At 60.7% G+C, this 18,992-nt stretch carries 13 protein-coding genes; 7 read left to right on the forward strand and 6 right to left on the reverse strand.

Features of this window, described 5'->3' with window-relative positions; all coding sequences use genetic code 11:
• Nucleotides 1-86: 86 nt before the first annotated feature.
• Together DSM100238_RS04535 and DSM100238_RS04540 are read right to left on the reverse strand one after the other, a co-directional pair.
• Nucleotides 87-1,157, reverse strand: a complete 1,071-nt coding sequence (locus DSM100238_RS04535) for a LacI family DNA-binding transcriptional regulator (protein WP_152355504.1) — start codon at nt 1,155-1,157, stop codon at nt 87-89.
• 373 nt (nt 1,158-1,530) lie between these two features.
• Nucleotides 1,531-1,794 (reverse strand): HPr family phosphocarrier protein, encoded by a 264-nt coding sequence (locus tag DSM100238_RS04540; RefSeq protein WP_152355505.1) that lies wholly within the window; start codon nt 1,792-1,794, stop codon nt 1,531-1,533.
• Nucleotides 1,795-2,051: 257 nt separating this feature from the next.
• Here DSM100238_RS04540 and ptsP point away from each other — a divergent pair, with 257 nt between their 5' ends.
• The 4 genes from ptsP to DSM100238_RS04560 all read left to right on the forward strand — a co-directional run bounded on the left by ptsP (nt 2,052) and on the right by DSM100238_RS04560 (nt 8,498).
• On the forward strand, nt 2,052-3,701 hold the full coding sequence (gene ptsP, locus DSM100238_RS04545) for a phosphoenolpyruvate--protein phosphotransferase (RefSeq protein ID WP_152355506.1): 1,650 nt from the start codon (nt 2,052-2,054) through the stop codon (nt 3,699-3,701).
• Nucleotides 3,702-4,229: 528 nt separating this feature from the next.
• The gene (locus DSM100238_RS04550) at nt 4,230-4,781 is read left to right on the forward strand and encodes a YbhB/YbcL family Raf kinase inhibitor-like protein (protein WP_101451741.1); all 552 of its coding nucleotides are present in this window, start codon (nt 4,230-4,232) and stop codon (nt 4,779-4,781) included.
• A gap of 195 nt (nt 4,782-4,976) precedes the next feature.
• Nucleotides 4,977-6,590: a C69 family dipeptidase gene (locus tag DSM100238_RS04555; RefSeq protein ID WP_152355507.1), complete on the forward strand. Its 1,614-nt coding sequence runs from the start codon at nt 4,977-4,979 to the stop codon at nt 6,588-6,590.
• Between the two features lie 384 nt (nt 6,591-6,974).
• Nucleotides 6,975-8,498, forward strand: a complete 1,524-nt coding sequence (locus DSM100238_RS04560; protein WP_152355508.1) for a formate--tetrahydrofolate ligase — start codon at nt 6,975-6,977, stop codon at nt 8,496-8,498.
• A gap of 387 nt (nt 8,499-8,885) precedes the next feature.
• Here the strand turns inward: DSM100238_RS04560 and DSM100238_RS09525 are convergent, their stop codons facing one another.
• Together DSM100238_RS09525 and DSM100238_RS04575 are read right to left on the reverse strand one after the other, a co-directional pair.
• Nucleotides 8,886-11,642 (reverse strand): type IV pilus twitching motility protein PilT, encoded by a 2,757-nt coding sequence (locus DSM100238_RS09525; protein WP_240812341.1) that lies wholly within the window; start codon nt 11,640-11,642, stop codon nt 8,886-8,888.
• Nucleotides 11,643-11,990: 348 nt separating this feature from the next.
• The gene (locus DSM100238_RS04575) at nt 11,991-12,338 is read right to left on the reverse strand and encodes a phenylpyruvate tautomerase MIF-related protein (protein ID WP_152355509.1); all 348 of its coding nucleotides are present in this window, start codon (nt 12,336-12,338) and stop codon (nt 11,991-11,993) included.
• A 201-nt stretch (nt 12,339-12,539) separates the two neighbouring features.
• Here DSM100238_RS04575 and DSM100238_RS04580 point away from each other — a divergent pair, with 201 nt between their 5' ends.
• Nucleotides 12,540-13,100, forward strand: a complete 561-nt coding sequence (locus DSM100238_RS04580) for a GtrA family protein (RefSeq protein ID WP_167511034.1) — start codon at nt 12,540-12,542, stop codon at nt 13,098-13,100.
• Nucleotides 13,101-13,291: 191 nt separating this feature from the next.
• On the opposite strand, the gene DSM100238_RS04585 is transcribed toward DSM100238_RS04580, so the two are convergent.
• On the reverse strand, nt 13,292-14,683 hold the full coding sequence (locus DSM100238_RS04585) for an MFS transporter (protein WP_152355510.1): 1,392 nt from the start codon (nt 14,681-14,683) through the stop codon (nt 13,292-13,294).
• A 372-nt stretch (nt 14,684-15,055) separates the two neighbouring features.
• On the opposite strand from DSM100238_RS04585, the gene DSM100238_RS04590 reads away from it, so the two are divergent.
• Together DSM100238_RS04590 and DSM100238_RS04595 are read left to right on the forward strand one after the other, a co-directional pair.
• Nucleotides 15,056-15,715: a histidine phosphatase family protein gene (locus DSM100238_RS04590; RefSeq protein WP_152355511.1), complete on the forward strand. Its 660-nt coding sequence runs from the start codon at nt 15,056-15,058 to the stop codon at nt 15,713-15,715.
• 174 nt (nt 15,716-15,889) lie between these two features.
• The gene (locus tag DSM100238_RS04595) at nt 15,890-16,780 is read left to right on the forward strand and encodes a hypothetical protein (RefSeq protein ID WP_152355512.1); all 891 of its coding nucleotides are present in this window, start codon (nt 15,890-15,892) and stop codon (nt 16,778-16,780) included.
• 115 nt (nt 16,781-16,895) lie between these two features.
• Here DSM100238_RS04595 and DSM100238_RS04600 read toward each other — a convergent pair whose 3' ends face one another.
• Entirely contained in the window at nt 16,896-18,872 is a 1,977-nt protein-coding gene (locus DSM100238_RS04600) for a DUF805 domain-containing protein (protein WP_152355513.1), read from the reverse strand.
• Between the last annotated feature and the right edge of the window lie 120 nt (nt 18,873-18,992).

Here is an 18,992-nt window from a genome sequence, read left to right on the forward strand (position 1 = left end):
CGGTACGTCCGGCCGAGCCCCAAGTTCCGAGCTCCGAGCCCCCAAGTTCCGGGCTCTAAGCCCCGAGTCCTAGGTCCACCGCGGCGTCACGCGTCTGCGGATTCGTCTGTGCCTTCGCGGGTGGATTCTCTGGCGATGACGCGACGGGGGAACATCACATGACGGCCGAGTCGCGGATCGGTTTCGGCGCCTGTCCCGTTGGCCCGGGCATTGGCGATGAGTCGAAGGCTTTCCGCCGCCATCTGCTGCAGAGGCGCACGCATTGAGGTCAACGCGGGCGAGCTGGAGGCTGCGGCCTCATTGTCTTGCAAACTGACGACCTGGACTTGCCCGGGCACGTTGATGGACAGCTGCCCCAGCGCGATAAGCACGCCGATGGCGGTGTCGGACGACGAACAGATGACTGCCTCGGGAACATCGGCTGTCGTTCCGCCGCCGAACATCCGCATGGTGTCGGCGAAACCACGTTGCACGGTCCCGTTGTCGATGGTGATCCATGCGCTGTCGGCGCGCACGCGCAGCATGTTGAGCGAGGACTGGAAGGCGAGCAGGGTTTCCGCGCCGTCGCTTGAACCTACGGCATCGCTAAGATACGCAACGGATGTCGCGCCGCGTTCGACGACATGGGTGACTGCCAGTTCGATGGAAGCGCCGTTGTCGATGCTGATCCAATCGTGCCGAAGGAGATTGGTTGACCCGAGCAGCTGGATGATCGGCGTATCTGTTGTGATGCCCCGGGTGAGGGACATACCGGCGTGCGGGCATGGCAATACGATGATGCCATCGGCGGGGTGCCGGCAGAATTCCTTGACTCTCCGGTGTTGTGCGGCTGCTGTGCTGTCAATGCCGACCAATAGTTGCATATGGGCGGCGCTGACCGCTTCGCTGATGGCGGTGACCACGCTCGCGGCCATCAGCGTTGAGGTTGCCGGCATGGATAGGGCGATGGTGTTGCTCACGTCGCTGCGGAGCGCGCTTGCCGCACTGTTGACTGAATAGTTGAGTTCGCGGGCGGCTTTGCGCACTCGTCGCGCGATATCGTCATCTTTGGTTCTTCTGCCTGACAGGACGCGCGATACCGTGGCGATCGAGACGTCGGCGAGGGCGGCGACGTTCGTGATCGACGCGCCGTTCTGTTTGCCGTGTGATGATGCCATGTGTGCTCCAAGTCAGTGATTGCCGGGAATCGGATGTTTTCGCAACCATTCCTTCCGCTGTGTGGATTATAGCGGTTCGGGGCGTCGGCGGTATAACCGGTCTCGTCGCATTCGGCGGTGCTGTGCGCGTGCGGCGGGGGTTCGCTGCGGTTTCGCGTTCCCATCGCGCGGCAAGACGGCGGTACTGCGGGTGTGGCGGCGCGGTGGATGCCGGCATGGTTCCGTCCACGGTCTGCGTTCCGGGCCGTATATCCGTATGGCCGCATAGCAGTAAGCCGTCCCGGTATTGGGCGGGACGGCTTACTGCTGGTCGCTGGTCGCGGCTGGTTTAGTCATGCCCGAATCGGTGGAACCGCCGGGTGTTGGCCTGCGTTCAGTCCTTGATCAGCGTTGCGACGAGATTGTCGGCGACAGCTTCGGCGTTGTCTCCGTCCACGGTGATTTCAATGGTGTCGCCCTGCTTGATGCCCAGTCCCATCACGGACAGGATGCTGCTCGCGTTGACGGCGTTGCCGCCCTGCTTGGCGATGGTGACCGTGCAGCCGGATGCGGTTGCTGCCTGTGCGAATTCTGCGGCCGGACGAGCGTGGATGCCGACTGGATCGTTCACGGTTGCGGTACGGGTTGCGGTTGCCATATGAGACACTCCTTTGCGTCATGCGGTATGCCATGCGGGTGTTTGATTGCACCTGCTGTACGCCACAACCTTGGCTGTAGCGTTCTGGATCAATCGTACCACGATTTTCTGAAAAAGAGAAAACGTTTACCGGCGTTGCGTCGCGGATTTCTGGTATATAGTTAGGCATTACAGAAAAGAGACGCCTGCGATGGTGTGAGCGTCTCCCACTACGATTTCCGCCGGCGGAAACCGGTGCAGTACAAGAAGGAGTCCCCATGGTCATCACTGGTGTTGGAATCGGACGCGGCGTCGCTGTCGGTCCCGTTATTCGTATGGCATCCCCGCTTCCGGAACCCGTGGACACGCCGAGAAATGCGAGCGTGAGCGCCGACGCTGAAATCAACCGGGCAATGAAGGCGCTGAATGTCGTCAATGCTGATCTCAACCGTCGTGCCGAAGAAGCCGCAAACGGCGACGAAGCCACCAAGAAAGCCGCTCCGATTCTGCAGGCGATCGCCATGTTCGCCTCCGACCCGTCACTCGCCGAATCCATCAAGAATCTCATCACCGGCGGCAAAACCGCCGAACGCGCCGTGTTGGAAGGCTTCGGCCAGGTCGAGGAGATGTTCAAGGCGATCGGCGGCTATCAGGCGGAGCGCGCCGCGGACCTGCATGATGTCGGCCAACGTGTTATCGCGAATCTCATGGGGCTGCCGGCTCCTGGCGTTCCACAGAGCGACACGCCGTTCGTGCTTGTCGCCGAAGACCTGTCTCCGGCGGATACTGCCGCACTTGATTTGAACAAGACCCTCGCCATTGTCACCAGCCAGGGCGGCCCGACCAGCCATACCGCCATTCTGGCGCGTGCCCGCGGCATTGTGGCTGTGGTGTCCGCGCAGGGCGCCGATGACATCAAAGACGGGCAGACCGTGGTGGTCAATGCCGCAAAGAGCACGGTGATTGTCGATCCGAACGAAGCGGAAATCGCCGAGGCGCATGAAGCCAAGGCGAACGCGGCCAAAGCCAAGGAACTGCGCGGCAAGCCCGGGCAGACCAAGGACGGTCATCTCATCCCGCTGCTCGCCAATGTCGGCAAGCCTGAGGACGCTGATCCGGCACTCGAATACGGCGCCGAAGGCGTGGGCCTGTTCCGTACAGAATTCCTGTTCCTCGGTAACGAGGAGCCGCCGAGCGTCGAAGAGCAGACCGAGGCGTATGCCAAGCTGCTGAGCCGTTTCCCCGGCAAGAAGGTTGTGATCCGCATGCTGGACGCCGGCGCGGACAAGCCGTTGCCGTTCCTGACCCCTGAGGATGAGCCGAACCCGGCGCTCGGTCTGCGTGGCCTGCGGACGCTGCGCGTGCATAAGCAGGTGCTTGAGGATCAGCTTGAGGCCATCGCCCGTGCCGACGCCCAGACCAACGCGGACCTGTGGGTGATGGTCCCGATGGTCGCCGACCAGTGGGAAGCTGAGTACTTCGTCAAGCTCGGCAAGTCCAAGGGGCTCAAGAAGGTCGGTGTGATGGCCGAAGTCCCGTCGATCGCATTGATGGCGGACAAAGTCGCTCAGGTTGCGGACTTCGTGTCCATCGGCACGAACGATCTGACCCAGTACACGCTGGCCGCCGACCGTACGCTCGGTTCTGTGGCCCACTACCAGACCGCATGGCATCCGGCGGTGTTGCGCGCCATCAAGCTGATTGCCGACGCGGGCAACGCGAACGGCATGCCGGTGGGCGTGTGCGGTGAGGCTGCGGCTGACCCGGATCTGGCGGTTGTGCTTGCAGGCATCGGCGTCAACTCGCTGTCGATGACGCCGGTGGCCTTGGACGATGTTCGCGCTCAGCTCGCTTCGGTCACCTTCGAGGAAGCCAAGGCGAAGGCCACTGCGGCATTGAACGGTGATTTCTACAAGCCGGAGCAGTGAATGCGAGGTTGAGCTTCTGATTTCGAGCTTCGAGCTTCATGCTTGATGCTTCGGATGTACTTTCGGACGGGCCGGTTCCTTCGTGGGGCCGGCCCGTTGTTGATATGGTTCGAGATGCTGCGCTGACTGTTGTTGTGCTTGCGTGTGGCTTCGGAAGTGCCCATCTTGTGGGGTGTGGGGTTCGCTGCGGATTCGTTGTTGTGCGTTGGGTTGTGGGGCCTGCTGGATGTCGTTTGGAAAGTCGATGGGGGGCGGGCGTCACTGTCGTTTCTCCTGTCGCGTACACGCAGGAACACGTCGTCGCTGTATCCCGTCATCGTGCGGTTGTCTCATCGCACGCCGGGCTGATACCAGGGCAAGGGGAGCGTTGCCGGCCGGTATCTGTCTGTGGTGCGGTTGTGCTGTCGCACGCCGCGCCGGTAGCCTGTCGCCGGCGCCCGAGCGTGCCCTATCTGCCCGCGGCGTGACGGGTATTGCCGCCCCGCGGCGGTTTGCACACACGTCATCACGATGCGCGATACTGAAAGCATGAGAATCTCCGCTGATTTTACTGTTGTGCCTGATGACTTTGCCAAGCGCGCGCCAGCCGAAAACCGCGCTGACGGCACGCCAATCGTCTCGTTCCCCTTCTATATCGACGATCTCGCCCCAGACGCGATGTTCCTGCATTGGGAACTTGTCGACCCGGATTCAATCCCGGTATGCGGCTTCGAATGGATTCATTGGGCAGTCGCCAACGTGCCGGTCGATGCGCTCATGTTTGATTTCAACGATTCGCATGCCCTGCAAATCCCGGCCGACTTCTCCCGTTCGTTGCCCGCGATGATTCCTGAAGCCGTGCAAGGACGTACATCGGCGGCAAGCAAATTCGTCGGAGCCACGAACCCTGCAGTAACCATGCGCTACAACGGCCCGCAACCGCCGGACAAGGATCACGACTATCTGCTGCAGGTATGGGCGACCCGCGAGGAACTGCCCGGGCTGAATCAAGGATTCTGGCTCAACGAGATGCTGCACGGCCTGCGCAAGACCGACAGCCTGGTCGATCAGGGTGGCGCGTTCTTCACCGGGCGCGCGTAACAACCGGTCTGTCCCGCATGTCATCGCCCGTCGTATGGCCCGCGTGGCACAATGCGCTTGATAGACGCCATCGATGCCATTGATGCAATCGATGCGATTGCGCAATCCCGAACGGCACACGTCGTGCAATCACGCGTGAGCACATACCGGATACGCGCGAAGGCTTGGAAATTCGGCAAAACTGAAAGGAACACCATGGCCTGCACCACAATTTTGGTAGGTAAGGACGCGAGCTATGACGGCTCGACCATCATCGCCCGCAACGAGGATTCCGCCAACGGCGAATTCAATCCGAAGCGTTTCATCGTCGTCCGTCCGAGCGAACAGCCTCGGCATTATCGCAGTGTGCTCAGCCACGTCGAAGTCGATCTGCCGGACAACCCGCTGCAATACACGGCAGTTCCGAACGCCGACACCAAGGAAGGCATTTGGGGCGAAGCCGGCGTCAACGAAGCGAACGTGGCGATGAGCGCCACCGAAACGCTGACTACCAACGAGCGCGTGCTTGGCGCCGATCCGTTCGTCGAGCTTGTCCCCGCCACCGGCAAGCCCGGCGAGGATGGTTACAAGCCCGAAACCCCCGGCGGCATTGGCGAAGAGGATTTTCTCACCCTGGTACTGCCGTACATCAAGACCGCGCGCGAAGGCGTGGAGCGGCTCGGCTCGCTGCTCGAACAGTACGGCACCTATGAAATGAACGGTGTCGCGTTCTCCGACGCTCACGAAATCTGGTGGCTGGAAACGGTTGGCGGGCATCATTGGATCGCCAAGCGTGTTCCGGACGAGGCATATGTGACCATGCCGAACCAGCTGGGCATCGACGAATTCGATTTGGATGATGCGCTCGGAGAGCAGGAGAGCCATATGTGCTCCGCCGACCTTGCCGGGTTCATCGAGCATAATCATCTCGACCTCGCCGTCGAATCGGCATCCCCGTTCAATCCGCGTGACGCGTTCGGCTCCCATTCGGATTCCGACCACGTGTACAACACGCCGCGCGCATGGTACATGCAGCGATTCCTCAACCCGTATGACGAGGTGTGGGACGGCAAAGACGCGGATCATACGCCGGAAAGCAACGATATTCCGTGGGCGCGCCAGCCTGAACGCAAAATCACTATTGAAGATGTGAAATACGTGCTCAGCTCCCACTATCAAGGAACCCCGTTCGACCCGTATGGGCATCTGGGTGATGAGCACACCCGGCACATGTACCGCACCATCGGCATCAACCGTCAGAGCCAACTGTCGGTTATGCAAATTCGTCCGTATCGCCCGCAGTCCAACCGCGCGATCCAGTGGATTGCTTACGGTTCCAACCCGTTCAATACCTTGGTCCCGTTCTTCCCGAACGTGGACACCACGCCGAAGTATTTCGAAGACACGACCACGCGCGTGACCTCCGAGAACTTCTACTGGGAGAACCGCATTATCGCAGCGCTGTGCGATGCGGCGTTCTCCGACACGGCGAACGCGGTGGAACGCTATCAGGAGAAGACCGGCGGCATGGCCCACCGTCTGATCGCCGCGACCGACGAGCAGGTTTCTCGCCTTGGCGGTGAGAATGAAGCCAAAGCCAAGCGGCTGGAAGACGAGTTCGAGGCAGACAATCTCGATGGCGATGTGGAGCCGCTTGAGCCCGACCAGATCATCGAGGTCGTGCGCGACCAGGAAGTGCGTGACGTGCTTGCCGCCGCGAACCAGACCATGGCCGACCAAATCAAGAAGGAAACTGACGAACTGCTCGACACTGTGCTGTATATCACCAGCATGAAGATGAAGAACGGGTTCAACCGCTCCGACAACTGATTCCATGTGGTATCCGGTTTGACCGTCATACCACCCGGTGTATCGGCCTGATTCCCCGTGTCACGATAGGCGCGTTCGCGCACTTGTGGCACGGGGAATCCGCATACGGCGTGTCTATGCCGCCGATGCCCGTAGTGCCCGCAGGTCCTGCCGTATCCTGCTGTTTTCCTGCTGTCTGCTGGTTGTGCCGTGGCGTCTGTTTTCTGGACAATCCGGCGTTGCTGACAGGGCCATCGATTATAGTGAAGACGTGCGCAACGCGGGCTTGCGCATGGTTTCTTGCTTGTGGCTGTAGCGTGTGCGTCTACAGTGTGGACTTGCCCGACCAGACTTGCCGTCGGCGGCCGCCGACGGTGCAGTATCACCGACAGGTAAGGAGACCCCATGACCGGTATCGAGGATTACACACGCCAGTACGGCTTGGTCCGCAAGATTGACGCGTACGGCTACCTCGACTATCTCAACACTCATCCTGAAGCGCCCCGCAAGCATGGCAAAGTCGTGCTCGTCACCGCTGACACGCCGCTCAAGGCATCCCGCGGCGAAGGCAAAACCACCACTACCATCGCGCTGATCGACGCGCTGCGTGCTCGCGGCATCGATGCGACCGCCGTCCTGCGCCAGCCGAGCATGGGCATCACCGCAGCCGGTTCCAAGGGCGGTGCGTCCGGCGGCGGCAAGGCGTCCCTGACGCATCCGGAACTCATCGACTGGGGTCTGTGCGGCGAAATGGCCGCGATCGAGGCCGCTCAGAATCTGCTCGTCTCCTTCGCAGAGAAGGCTGTGGACGAAGGCAAGCTCGACACCGTGCTGGTGCCGCGCGTTTCCGAGGTTCCGTCCCGTTCGCTGCGCAAAATCGTCGTCGACGCCGGCAAGAACAATGTCGCCGAGCGTGTCGTACTTACCCCGACCTGCGAGCTCATGCAGATCGTCGTGCTCTCCCGTTCCATGGACGAAATCGCCGAACGCGTCGCCGCGATGATCGCCGGTACCAAGGACGGCAAGCCGGTCAAGTTCGGTGAGTTCACTGATTTGTGGCGTATCACCGGTATTCTCGGCGATGCGGTCAAGCCGGCGCTCACCGAAACGGTCAACGGCTCGCCGGTGTACGTGCATGGTGGTCCGTTCGCGAATGTGTCCATCGGCATTCCGACGCTCGTGTCCGTTGAACTCGCCTGCGCGCTGCATGACGTGGTTATCGTCGAAGCCGGGTATGGCGCCGACGCGGGTGCTCAGAAGTGGCTGGACATCGCCTGCCGTGAGTATGGCGCGCAATGGCCGTCCGCCGCGGTCGTGGTCACGCGTGCCACCACGTGGCGCGATGATCCGGCGTTGCAGTGGCGCTACCCGTTCCATGTGCAGCGTCTTGAGGGCCTGAACATCCCGACCTTCCCGCTGATCAACCTGTGGAGCGGCGAGGACGATCAGATTGATGCGCTGCGCGCGACGGCGAAGGATCTGAAGTTCCGCGATCCGATTATCGGCAACCTGTTCCGTGACGGCGGTGCGGCGCTCGCTCCGCAGCTTGACGCATTCGTTGATGTGCTGGGTGTCGGCGACGGCAAGACTCCGGCGAGCCCGGACAGCCACAAGGGTATGCCGTTGATTGATGATATCCACTGGGTCGCCGGCAATGCGTATGGCGTGCCTGCGGATCGTGTTGTGAAGCGTGACGGTTTCGACGAGTCACTGGCGCAGGCCGAGCAGCTTTGCGCGAATGCTGGATTCAAGCTTGATGATCTCGCATTGGTCGCGGTGAAGTCTCCTGCCACGATGACCGATAACGATGCTGCGCCGGCGGACGAGCGTACCGTGACCCTGAAGAAGGTCGAGGTGCATGCCGGTGCAGGCTTGGTGCAGGTCAACCTGACCACCTCGCTGACTACGCCGATGCCGAAGATCGTCTGATCATTCGGCTGATGACATATCGCCCCGCGTGCCGGTTGGTGCGCGGGGCTTTCTGTTGCGTTGTAGCATCGAGTTTCGCGGACGGTCGGGACTCTGCTTCTGCCGACGCTGAGTGAGTGAAGTATGAGTGTCGGTAGAGGGTCGGCATTCTGTTTCTACCGACACTGATGGGCATGTGAGCGTCGGCAGAGGGTTAAGAATCTGTTTCTACCGACGGTGACAAGCATGTGAGCGTCGGTGGAAGCAGGTAGAAAACCTTCTGCCGACGTTGAGAGGGGTCTCAGCGTCGGCAGAAACAGGGGATGACCGGCCGTCAAGACCGGGATGGGGTCGCCTTGGGGCGATCCGTTCGGCCGGTGTCGTTCCGGCCGAACGGATCGCTTGCGGTCAGTAGGCGGCGCGGGCCTGGACGAGCTTCTCGAATTCCTTGCGGTCCTGGCAGCGTTTCTCGGCGATGTCGAGCTGCACGTCGCCGCGGTTGACCAGCCGCGCCAGGTCCTGGTCCAGCGTGTGCATGCCCAGGTCGCCGCCCGACTGCAACTGCGTGTGCACCTGATGCGTCTTGCCCTCGCGGATCAACGCGCTGATCGCCGGCGTCGCGTACATCACCTCGGTCGCCGGGACACGCCCGTGCCCGCTCGCCTTCGGCAGCAGCGTCTGCACGATCACCGCCCGCAACGTGGACGCGACCTGCACGCGGATCTGCTGCTGCTGGTTCTCCGGATACACGTCGATCAGACGATCCACCGTCGACCCCGCGTCCTGCGTATGCAGGGTCGCGAACACCAGGTGGCCGGTCTCCACGGCCGTCAACGCCGTGCTGATCGTCTCCAGATCACGCAACTCGCCCACCATGATGATGTCCGGGTCCTCACGCAACGCGTGCTTGAGCGCCTCCGCGAAACTCAACGTGTCCGTGCCCACCTCACGCTGGCTGACCACGCAGTTCTTATGCCGGTGCACGAACTCGATCGGGTCCTCGATCGTGATGATATGGTCATGCCGCTCCGCGTTCGCCTTGTCCACGATCGCCGCCAGCGTGGTCGACTTGCCCGAACCCGTCGGGCCGCACACCAACACCAGGCCGCGCGGCAGGAGCGCCAGGTCCGCGATCTTCTGGTCCAGACCCAACTGCGTCACCGACTTGATCTCCAACGGGATCGTACGCAACGCCGCGCATACGCCGTTACGGTCCTGATACACGTTCACACGGAACCTGACCAGATCCCCGATCGCGAACGACACATCCAACTCGAGCTCCTGCTCGAACCGCTGCAACTCCTGATCCGTCGTCATCACCTGCACCGCAGCCAACGTCCGCTCCTTATCCCAGATGGACGTATTCGGCGCGGGAACGAGTTTGCCGTCCACGCGGAGCATCGGATAATCGCCGACCACCAGATGAAGATCGGACGCGTTGAATGCGACGAGCTGACCTATGGCATTGATGAATTCAGGATCGGCGTCGGGGTGCTCTGAATACAGGGTTTGCGCGACAAGCTGCGCTTTGGCGATGCGTTTCTTGGTGATTGCATCGCTGTTGTCTTTGGTTTCGGGGACAACGAAGGATGGCATTTGCATACTGGCTGGAGCCGGCATGGGCATGTTGGTCTGTGGCTGCGCCGGAGGCTCCATGGTCGGTACGTTGCCGTGAGCCGCCATCGGATTCCATGCGCCACGTTGGCGTGCAAGCTGCGATTCATCCATGGACGAGCGTAGGTTTTGCGCGTCGAGTACGCGTTGCGCTGCGGCTTGTGTGTCTGCTTGGGCCTGATTCATGGCGGATTGCTGGGCTGTTTGCGCGAGCTGATGCCCACTGAGCGCCGCCTGCTGCGCATTATCGGCTTGCGTCGGTTGTGCGGCTTGCGTCGCCTGACCCATCTGCGCGGCTTGCGCGGCGCGCGCCTGTGCCGCCTGCTGCTGCATTTGCCGGATTCGCTGTGCCTGCAGCATTTGGGCTTGCTGCAGTTGCTGGGATTCGGTGAGCTGCTGTTGCTGCATACCATGCTCCGATTGGGTTTGCGGCTGGACTTCCTCTTGCTGCATACGCGCTGCCTGCTGCGCTTGGAACTGCTGATATGCCTGGGCTTGCGCCTGCTTGGCCTGCTGTGCGGCCAAGGCTTGCAGTTGTGCCTGCTCTTTGGCTTGTGCTGCTGCGATCGCTTGCAAGCGCGCCTGTTTTTGTGCTTCTTCTTGTGCTTTTGCTCTGGCTTCGGCTTCAGCCTTGGCTTTGGCTTCTGCTTCGGCTTTTGCCTGTGCTTCCGCTTTTGCTTGTGCTGCTGCGGCGGCGGCTTGTTGCGCTGCTTCTGCTTTCGCTTTGGCTTGTGCTTCGACTTGGTCGATGAATGAAGATGCCGCGGCTAGAGCCTCATGGGTGTCTTGTTTCGCTTGGGCTTCCGCTTCTGCTTTGGCTTGGGCCTCCGCCCGTGCGCGTTCTGCCGCTTCTGCGGCCGCCTTGGCTTGGGCCGCTGCTCGTTCACGTGCTTCAGCTTCAGCTTTGGCTTTGGCTGCGGCTTCGGCTTGAGCCTTTGCTTCCGCTTCGGCTTTGGCTTTGGCTTCGGCGGCGGCCTTCGCCCGTGCTTCGGCTTCGGCTTTTGCTTTCGCTTCGGCTTCAGCCTTGGCTTTGGCTGCTGCTTCGGCATCTGCCTTCGCTTTGGCTTCGGCGGCTTCCTTCGCGTATCGGGCCGCAGCGTCGCTGTTTGCCCTGCTATTGGGGTCGCGATGATATGCTGCTTGCGCTACGGCATGGTCCATAGCGGCTTCCCAAGCGGACTTCTTGGGTTCTTGTTTGGTGTTGTCAGCGCTCTTGCCTTCGTTGTTCGTGGCGCTGACAGCGGTGTCTGTGGATGCGTCCGCCTGGTCGTTGTCCTTTGCCTGCTCCTGCTTGTCCTGCTTGTCCTGCTTGTCCTGCTTGTCGAGCATGCTCAGCAAATCCCGTAGGTGCGGGTCGGAAGTGTCGAAGGTGTTTTCGTCGGAATAGTGCCTGCCACGGCCGCCTGCATCTCCGAACGATGGGGCGGTGCTCGGGATGGTGATGCCCTTGAGCCCGGCTAGATACCCGTTGCTGTAGTTCCAGTCGTCGGCGGTCGCGTCGCCGTTTTGAGCCGCGTCCTCCGGTACTTCAGTAGTCCTATCGTCTTCCATGATGGTTTCCCTCGTCCACAGTGATTCGAGTAATTCGATTATAAGACATGACCATGATGTTCGCCATGCTTTTCACCGATGGTTTCGTTACCATGTGTCGGGACTGCGTTGTCGTGAGCCTGCCGGAATTGCCGGTGGCTCAGGCTGTCGGACGTCGCCGTATTCGAGGGGCGAGTTACCGGGCGTGGAAGATTCCTCAGATGGCTCAGGCTGTCGGATCGGACGATTCCTGGGAGTATGGCCAGGCCTCTCAACGTGGGCGACTCTGGAGGCTGCCTTTCAGCATGAGCCGTCTCCCCAAAAATGGGCAGGGGATGCCGACGTCTCACGCCGACATCCCCGGAACAATCAGAAGTTGCCGCCGTTCCATCCCCAATCGGTAGTGGCGGTATAGCGGATATAGGTGCGGTTCTCGGGGATTCCCAGTTCGCGATGCAGCGCATCCATGATCTGTCGGGTCAGCTGCTCCCACGCGGAGCCGGGGACACTGGATCCAAAGACATTCACTTCGACATAGGCTGCCGGTTGATCGTCGCTGCCTGCGAAGTAGATGGGCATATTGTCCTCAAACGGGCACATCAGCCAGCCTTCGGATTTGCCGGGAACTGCGGTGATGGCCTTGCCGTATGCGGCCTTGAGCGCCTCGCGCTGCTCTTTGGTGGTGGACACGGAAACATGGGTGTGGATCACTGGCATGGGATTCCTCCTGAAGTGTGTCGGCCCGGGAATCGAGCCGAGTTGTCGGTTCCCAGTCTAGTTGCTTCAGCCGGTTCCCCGTGGTGAGCCGATTGGCGAACATCCTTGGCGGGACTTCGCACGCATGCGGATTGGTGAGGAACCGTGAGGATTCTTGTACTTATGCGGAATCGTCATTGTGCGCGTGTTTAATGGTGAGTTGTGAAAAAACTCATCGAACAGCTTATGAAATTCGGCGTCGTCGGGGTTATCGCCTTCATCATCGATGTCGGTGTGATGAACCTGCTGATGCGGTTCCTGCACATGCCGAATGTCGCGGCAAGCACGATTTCGTTCATTGTTTCACTGATTTTCAACTATCTGGCGAGCATGAAATACGTGTTCAAACACCGTGACGATATGGCTCGTTGGATGGAAATGCTGATTTTCCTGCTGTCCTCGGTCATCGGTCTGCTGATTAACGACGCGATTATCGCGGTCAGTACGCTCGGTATGGCTGCCGATGCCATCGTCACCCAGCACGCCGTGTATGTGCTGCGTACCAATGCAGGCAAGCTGGTGGCGACCGTGGTGGTCGCGGTGTGGAATTTCGTCATCCGCAAATGGCTGTTGGATGATACCCACACGAATGCGGCGAATCGTCTGCGCAAAGCCGACAACAGGCTGACCAAGGAGGAGCTGGACGCCCGCTGGGAACGCAGCTTCTCGCATCGTTTGGGATTGTGGTCTCTTGAACACACGCCGAAGGGCTGGCCGAAGTAGGCAGAGACCGGTTGACGAAAAGCTTTGATGACTGAACCGTCTGCCGACGCTGAGAAGACTCCCGAAGACTTCCAGCGTCGGCAGACGGTTTGTTTTGCGGTTGCTGCGGCATGACCTCATTCCGACGCGCGCAATGACGCACGCCTATCGTCGCGTGCGGGGATGACGCCCAACGTCATGTCCGCACGCGGTCACACTTCGACTTCAGTCAAAGTGGGCGCCTCGGTACTGGATTTGATTTGCCGTATACCGGTCAGCGCTATCAGCAGTGAACCGATCGCCAAGGCGGTGACGACGACGAATCCTCCGTGCGAACCCGCCCGATCGATATATGCGCCGGCGATCGCCGAGCCTACGGACGATCCGATGGAATTCATCGCGCCCATCCACGCCATGCCTTCGGTGAACCGTGACGGCGGCACCAGATGCAGCATGAGCTGATTGCCGTTGATCCACGTCGGGGCTTGACATACGCCGATCACCAGGTAAATCACCATGATGACCCAGAGGTGTTTCGCGAACAGGAATGACCCGATGCCGAGATTCACCACGGCAAGGCATACGTAGAACCGCTTCCACAACGGGATCATCCAGTTTTTCGCGCCGTAGACGAGCGCTCCGGTCAGGGAGCTCAGCGAGAAGCATGCGAAGACGAATCCCGTGTACTGCTTCATATTCTGTTCTGTCGCGAAGGCGATGATCGAGATGCCAGCGGCCGATTGGAATGCTCCGAGGCCGAACCAGGTGGCGCATACGGCGACCAGTCCCGGTCCCCAGATTGACCCGTGCGAGTGGCCGGACTTGCCTGCTGACAGGTGCCCGTCCGCTGAGGCCGAATCTGCAACGGCATGCCCTTCTGATGATGTTCTCAGCAACGCGGCCGCTTTCTGCGCTTCACGCTCGCGATATTGTGCGCGGGTGAGTCCCGCCTCGCGGGCGAGTTGCGTCTGCGATGGCGGTTCCGTGGTTCGTTCGGTCAGGAACATCAGCGCGCCGACGATGACGCACATGCCGGTGAACGAGAACGCGAGCAGTCCGGAAATCACCGCAAGCGTGGAGGCGAGCGGATTGCCGACCACCCACATGCATTCGTCGAGCACGCCGGAGAGCGACAGCGCCCGATCGGTACGTTCATGGTCGCCGCGCAGCAGGCGCGTCCAACGGCCGCGGCTCATCGCTCCCCACGGCGGGATGGCGGCCATGAATGGGACCAGCGCATACAACACCCATTCCGGGGCGTGATGGGTGATAGCGGTGACCAGAGATGTTGAGGCAATCATCCATACGATGATGGTGGGGATGGAGATTTGCCGCTGGCCGTAGATATCGACAAGCTTGCCCAGCAGCGGTCCCACAATCGCCGTGGCGATCGCCTGGATGGCGGTGAGCGCGCCTGCCAGGGAATAGTTGCCGTAATAATGCTGTACGGAGATGGTGATGGTCATGCCGACCATGGGGAACGGCATACACGCGATCACCGAGCCGATGGCGAATCGTGCGGTATGCGGCATGCGCAACAGTTCGGCGTACCCTCCGAAGAGACGGTTGACGAGGTCTTTGACCCCGGCGGTGAATGATGTCATTTCGTGTGGCCTTCTGTTTTCGTGTTCGTCGTTCGTGTGTGATTGGTTGAGGCTTGTCTTCTGGGCTGCCCGACGTGCGGTGCGGCGTTGGATGTCTGTCGCTTGGATCGCCGGGTTGTCTTGCCGTGGTATGTCTGTCTGGCGTGTCGCTGACGGCCGGTGGGCGACGGTTTGTCGGTGTCTGTTCGCCTGTTGTTCACTGAAGCGATACACCCGTTGCGACGTAAGGTATTCTGGCGTTCCGTTCGCCGCGGTTCGGGCAGCCATGGCAACTTTAGCCCGGTGCCGTGCATGACACGCGGTACATTGGAAAAGCGGACGTCGGTTTCGGCGTCTCGCTATCGCATCACACCGCATACGCAGGAGGACCACATGCCGTCAACCACCATCCATTTCATCCGCCACGGCAAGGTCGAGAACCCCGATCACCTGTTGTACGAGCGGCTTCCCGGTTTCCACCTGTCAGATATCGGCCGTCGTATGGCCCAGGCGACCGCAGCATACGCGGCGGCGGACCCTCAGCTGTCCAATGTGGTGGCCGTATATTCATCACCGCTTGACCGAACTCGCGAAACGGCGGGCATTATTCTGGACGCGCTCAACAAAGCCCGCAGCGAACGCGGCGAACAGCCGCTCGAACTGCACACCGACAGCCGCATCATCGAAGCCGGCAACGAATTCCGCGGCAAACGCATCGGGTACGGTGAGGGCGCGTTGTGGCGTAACGGGAACTGGCGTCTTGTGCGCAATCTGTGGAAACCCAGCTGGGGCGAAAGCTACCAGCATATCGCCGCGCGAGTAGGGGATTTCGCCCAGGAGAAAGTCCGCGAATACGCCGGCAAGCAAATCATCGCGGTCAGCCACGAATCGCCGATCTGGTCATACCGTCATCTTCTGGAAACCGGGCATCCCGAGCACAATATGTTCTTGCGCCATACTGCGCTCGCCTCGGTCACCTCCATCACCTATGACAGCGAGACGGGGGAAATGCTGTCCATCAGCTATGCCGATCCCGCGAAAGACGTGCGCTGAGCGCGATTGGACGGCGCGTAGCCACGAATCGCACACAGACAGGTGTGATTGCACGGTTGCGCTTTCGGCTGCGCCGGTAACCCACTGACATGCGATGAATGCCGGCATGGCGCGCGGTAGTGTTGGTATCAGTGCGAACATACGCGTTGGAACCGTAGGCAAAGGAGCGTGACCATGATGAATGGACAGGTGCAAGATGAAGTGCGGCGGCTTGCCGGTCTGTCGGATATTCGCAGTGCGGCGGAGCGTGGCGCCGCGTTGACATCCCTATGGCCGCTGACCGACGCGATGATGATGGGCAACGACGCGAAATATGCGGAAAATCTGCAAGTGCGAGAAAGCCTGGTGATTGCGCACGCGTTGACCGGGCTTGATGTGACCCGCGCGGATGCGGAATATGTCTATGAGGGCGCGGACACGATTCCGGGCCGCCCCCAGGACATTGTCGACGCGTTGTTGGCGGCGAACGATGCTTGTGATGCCGCTGCCGCATACCGCAGCCAGGCGGATCCGACGGTGTTCGCCGATGTCGCGCAGGCGCTGGGAGCCACGTGGAACGCTGAGGTTGCGGGCGATATCGCGGATACTATCCAGCAGGCCTCACAGCTGGCGGCTGGCAGCGCTGCGGATGAAATCGTCGGGAATGATGCTGCGGGGAGTGATGCTGCGGAACAGGGCACCTCATCTGAAACGCGGCGTGTCGCCAGCGTATTGGCGGTGTATGCGCTCGCGGCTGCGACGATGCTCCGCCAATCGGATGCCGGGCAGGCGGGTACGGCAGGGGCGTGTGCGGTGCTGCTTTCGCTGAATGAATGGTGTGACAGCGTATCTTTGCCGCGGCTCTTCTACTCGCCGCAACTGCTGTCGCAACTGTTGGATGCGCGTGCAACGAACGGCGATGGTGTCGCCGACGTGTTCGTTGCGGTGATCGCTCAGGCTGCCGAGGCGGAATGGGAGCAACATCGCACTGATGTGCTGTGGGATCCGAAAGAGGCGAAACGCCAAGCGAAAGAGGCTGACGAGCGTCGCAACAAGGAGGAGTTGTCGGCGAAGTTCTCCAAGTAGATAGCCACAATGGCGGCTGTATGAAGCGAAGCGAACGCGTGCGCCGCTTGCGCGCATTCGCTTCGCACAGCATTGGGGTGATGCTCGTGCTCGCTCGGGTGCCGGGCAGGGCATGTCACTGTTGACTGGTACCGCTATCCTGGTCAGACACGCCCCACGGGGTCGTCGGTGCAATCGGGAATTGGGGAGTGATGCCGTTGCCGAAATCCATGGAATCTGTTGGAACTGCTGGCGTGATGGGTTGTTCAGGGGCAGCCGGGGTCACGGTTGGCTGGCCGGCGAGCGGGAACTGCTGAGCTGGAACGTGGACCTCATCAGTGGAGAAAGATACTGATTGGAGAGCCTGAGCCGGGTCGGTCGGCATGACCGGGGTTTGCGGTTCTGACATGAAGTTGAAATCAGCATCGGGTGTGTACGTTTCGGTTGGCATCTGGATGCCGTGCACGGTCTGCGGCTGAACCGCAGGCATATCGGGCACGCCGAGCGACGATGGGGTGAATGTGACCCCCGGCATTGCGGCGAGAACGGCTCCGGTGGTATTCGTTTCCGCCGGCGTGGGCTGTGAGGTTGCCTGTTGTTCGGTTGCCGCCTGGTCGGCAGCGGATGCCGATTGGATATCCGCCGGTTGCATCGATGCAGGGTTTGCCGCGATCGACTGGTCGGAGCTGGACACGGCAGCCGTCTCGAACGGCTGTGGTGTCCAGGCGCCGGGCTGCGTCATGGTCGTCTGCGGGAGAACTGATGGCGCGTCTGTCGACTGTGCTGTGTTCGGCTGTTCGGTGTTTGTTTGCGCATATGCTTGGCCGCCGGTCAGAGGGAAATCCATGGGGGCAGCTGTTGCCGGAGCCTGCGCGATACCGGACAGCTGCCATGCGGGCGCTGCCTGTGCCGGGATTTGCGGTGTTTGCGCGTTCCATGGCGTTGCTTGGGTGTTTTGCGCCGTTGGCTGTTGCGCTGGCAACGATTGTTGCGGTTGTTGCGGTTGCTGGAAGGAATATGATGATGCAGCCGGAGTCTGGAACGCGTCGTCAGATTTGGTAGTGGGTGCCTGTACCGCTGGTATCGGCGTGACGGTCCGCTCGTCCTGTGCCATTTGCATGGCTTGCAGCTGCTGCGCCGGCGCTCCGAAATCAGGCATGTGCATCTGCGGGGAGGCGCCAAATTGCGGGGCATCACCGAACTGCGGGGCGCTGCTGGGCTGCGGGGCGCCGCCAAACTGCGGGGCACTACCAAACTGTTGGTCGCGCTGGAGAAGTCCTGCGCCAATCGCAACATTCGTCATGCCTTGCGTATTCGCCATGCCTTGCACGTTCGGCGCAGCCCCAGGCAGCATGTTCCCGCCATTGGCCTGCGCTGCCGGAGTGGTCTGCGCGGCCGGAGCGGTTTGCGCGGCCGGAGCTTGAATCGGAGCCGTCGGCTGGTAGGTCATCCCGGCTTGCATACCGACATTCGGCGTTGTCACCTGGCCGCTGCCGGGAACCCAGACCATGCTGGTCTTGTCGAAACGTGCACCCTCTGGCTTCGAGGAACCCGCGAGAAGCCATACCCATACCACCGCGTCAAGTATGAAGCCAATCATCATCACCGTGAAGCCGCCTGCCGCCGCGCCCATCGCGTCATTGAACTGTCTGTTTGTCAGATACATTATGGCTAATCCGACGATGATGCCTGCGATCGATGGGATCGAGGGCGCGAAAATCCACCAGCCGGAACGATTCGTGTCGTGCAAGCGCCTGAACGTCAACGTGATGAGAGGCAGCATCGACACAAATATCAGCGCATCAAGTATCAGCGCGAGCGTCTCTTGGTGGTGTTGTTCTGTGACAACTACCGCGGAATACAGCACAGAACTCAATATGCATAGGTACAGGTACGCCCACCAGAATTCGCTTCTCGACGCGCGCCCGGAAAACACGAAATACTTGCGGTACATGCGCGCGATCGCTTTCGGGAACGAGCAGCCGTAGCATGGCAGCTCAAGTTCTGAATCTTGGTACACAGGTCCGTGCATCTGATTGAACGCGGCCGGCGACCATGCCGGACCTCCCGCCATCGGGTTGCCGCCATTGAGATTGTCGCTTGGATTGCTCATAGGGATTCCTTCTCTCAAGCCATAGCACAAGTATAAATGAGAAAATCTGAATTCGGTGTAACTTCATGGCGAATTTGTGATTGTTTGATGAAAAGTCTGTTCGCGCGTACATTCGCGGTA

Source organism: Bifidobacterium apri (genome assembly GCF_009299485.1).
Lineage (GTDB): Bacteria > Actinomycetota > Actinomycetes > Actinomycetales > Bifidobacteriaceae > Bifidobacterium > Bifidobacterium apri.

Bases quoted from the DNA above. Each gene is read 5' to 3' on its own strand.
- DSM100238_RS04535 (WP_152355504.1), bottom strand. From the start codon at position 1,157: ATGGCATCATCACACGGCAAACAGAACGGCGCGTCGATCACGAACGTC.
- DSM100238_RS04540 (WP_152355505.1), bottom strand. From the start codon at position 1,794: ATGGCAACCGCAACCCGTACCGCAACCGTGAACGATCCAGTCGGCATC.
- ptsP (WP_152355506.1), top strand. From the start codon at position 2,052: ATGGTCATCACTGGTGTTGGAATCGGACGCGGCGTCGCTGTCGGTCCC.
- DSM100238_RS04550 (WP_101451741.1), top strand. From the start codon at position 4,230: ATGAGAATCTCCGCTGATTTTACTGTTGTGCCTGATGACTTTGCCAAG.
- DSM100238_RS04555 (WP_152355507.1), top strand. From the start codon at position 4,977: ATGGCCTGCACCACAATTTTGGTAGGTAAGGACGCGAGCTATGACGGC.
- DSM100238_RS04560 (WP_152355508.1), top strand. From the start codon at position 6,975: ATGACCGGTATCGAGGATTACACACGCCAGTACGGCTTGGTCCGCAAG.
- DSM100238_RS09525 (WP_240812341.1), bottom strand. From the start codon at position 11,642: ATGGAAGACGATAGGACTACTGAAGTACCGGAGGACGCGGCTCAAAAC.
- DSM100238_RS04575 (WP_152355509.1), bottom strand. From the start codon at position 12,338: ATGCCAGTGATCCACACCCATGTTTCCGTGTCCACCACCAAAGAGCAG.
- DSM100238_RS04585 (WP_152355510.1), bottom strand. From the start codon at position 14,683: ATGACATCATTCACCGCCGGGGTCAAAGACCTCGTCAACCGTCTCTTC.
- DSM100238_RS04590 (WP_152355511.1), top strand. From the start codon at position 15,056: ATGCCGTCAACCACCATCCATTTCATCCGCCACGGCAAGGTCGAGAAC.
- DSM100238_RS04595 (WP_152355512.1), top strand. From the start codon at position 15,890: ATGATGAATGGACAGGTGCAAGATGAAGTGCGGCGGCTTGCCGGTCTG.
- DSM100238_RS04600 (WP_152355513.1), bottom strand. From the start codon at position 18,872: ATGAGCAATCCAAGCGACAATCTCAATGGCGGCAACCCGATGGCGGGA.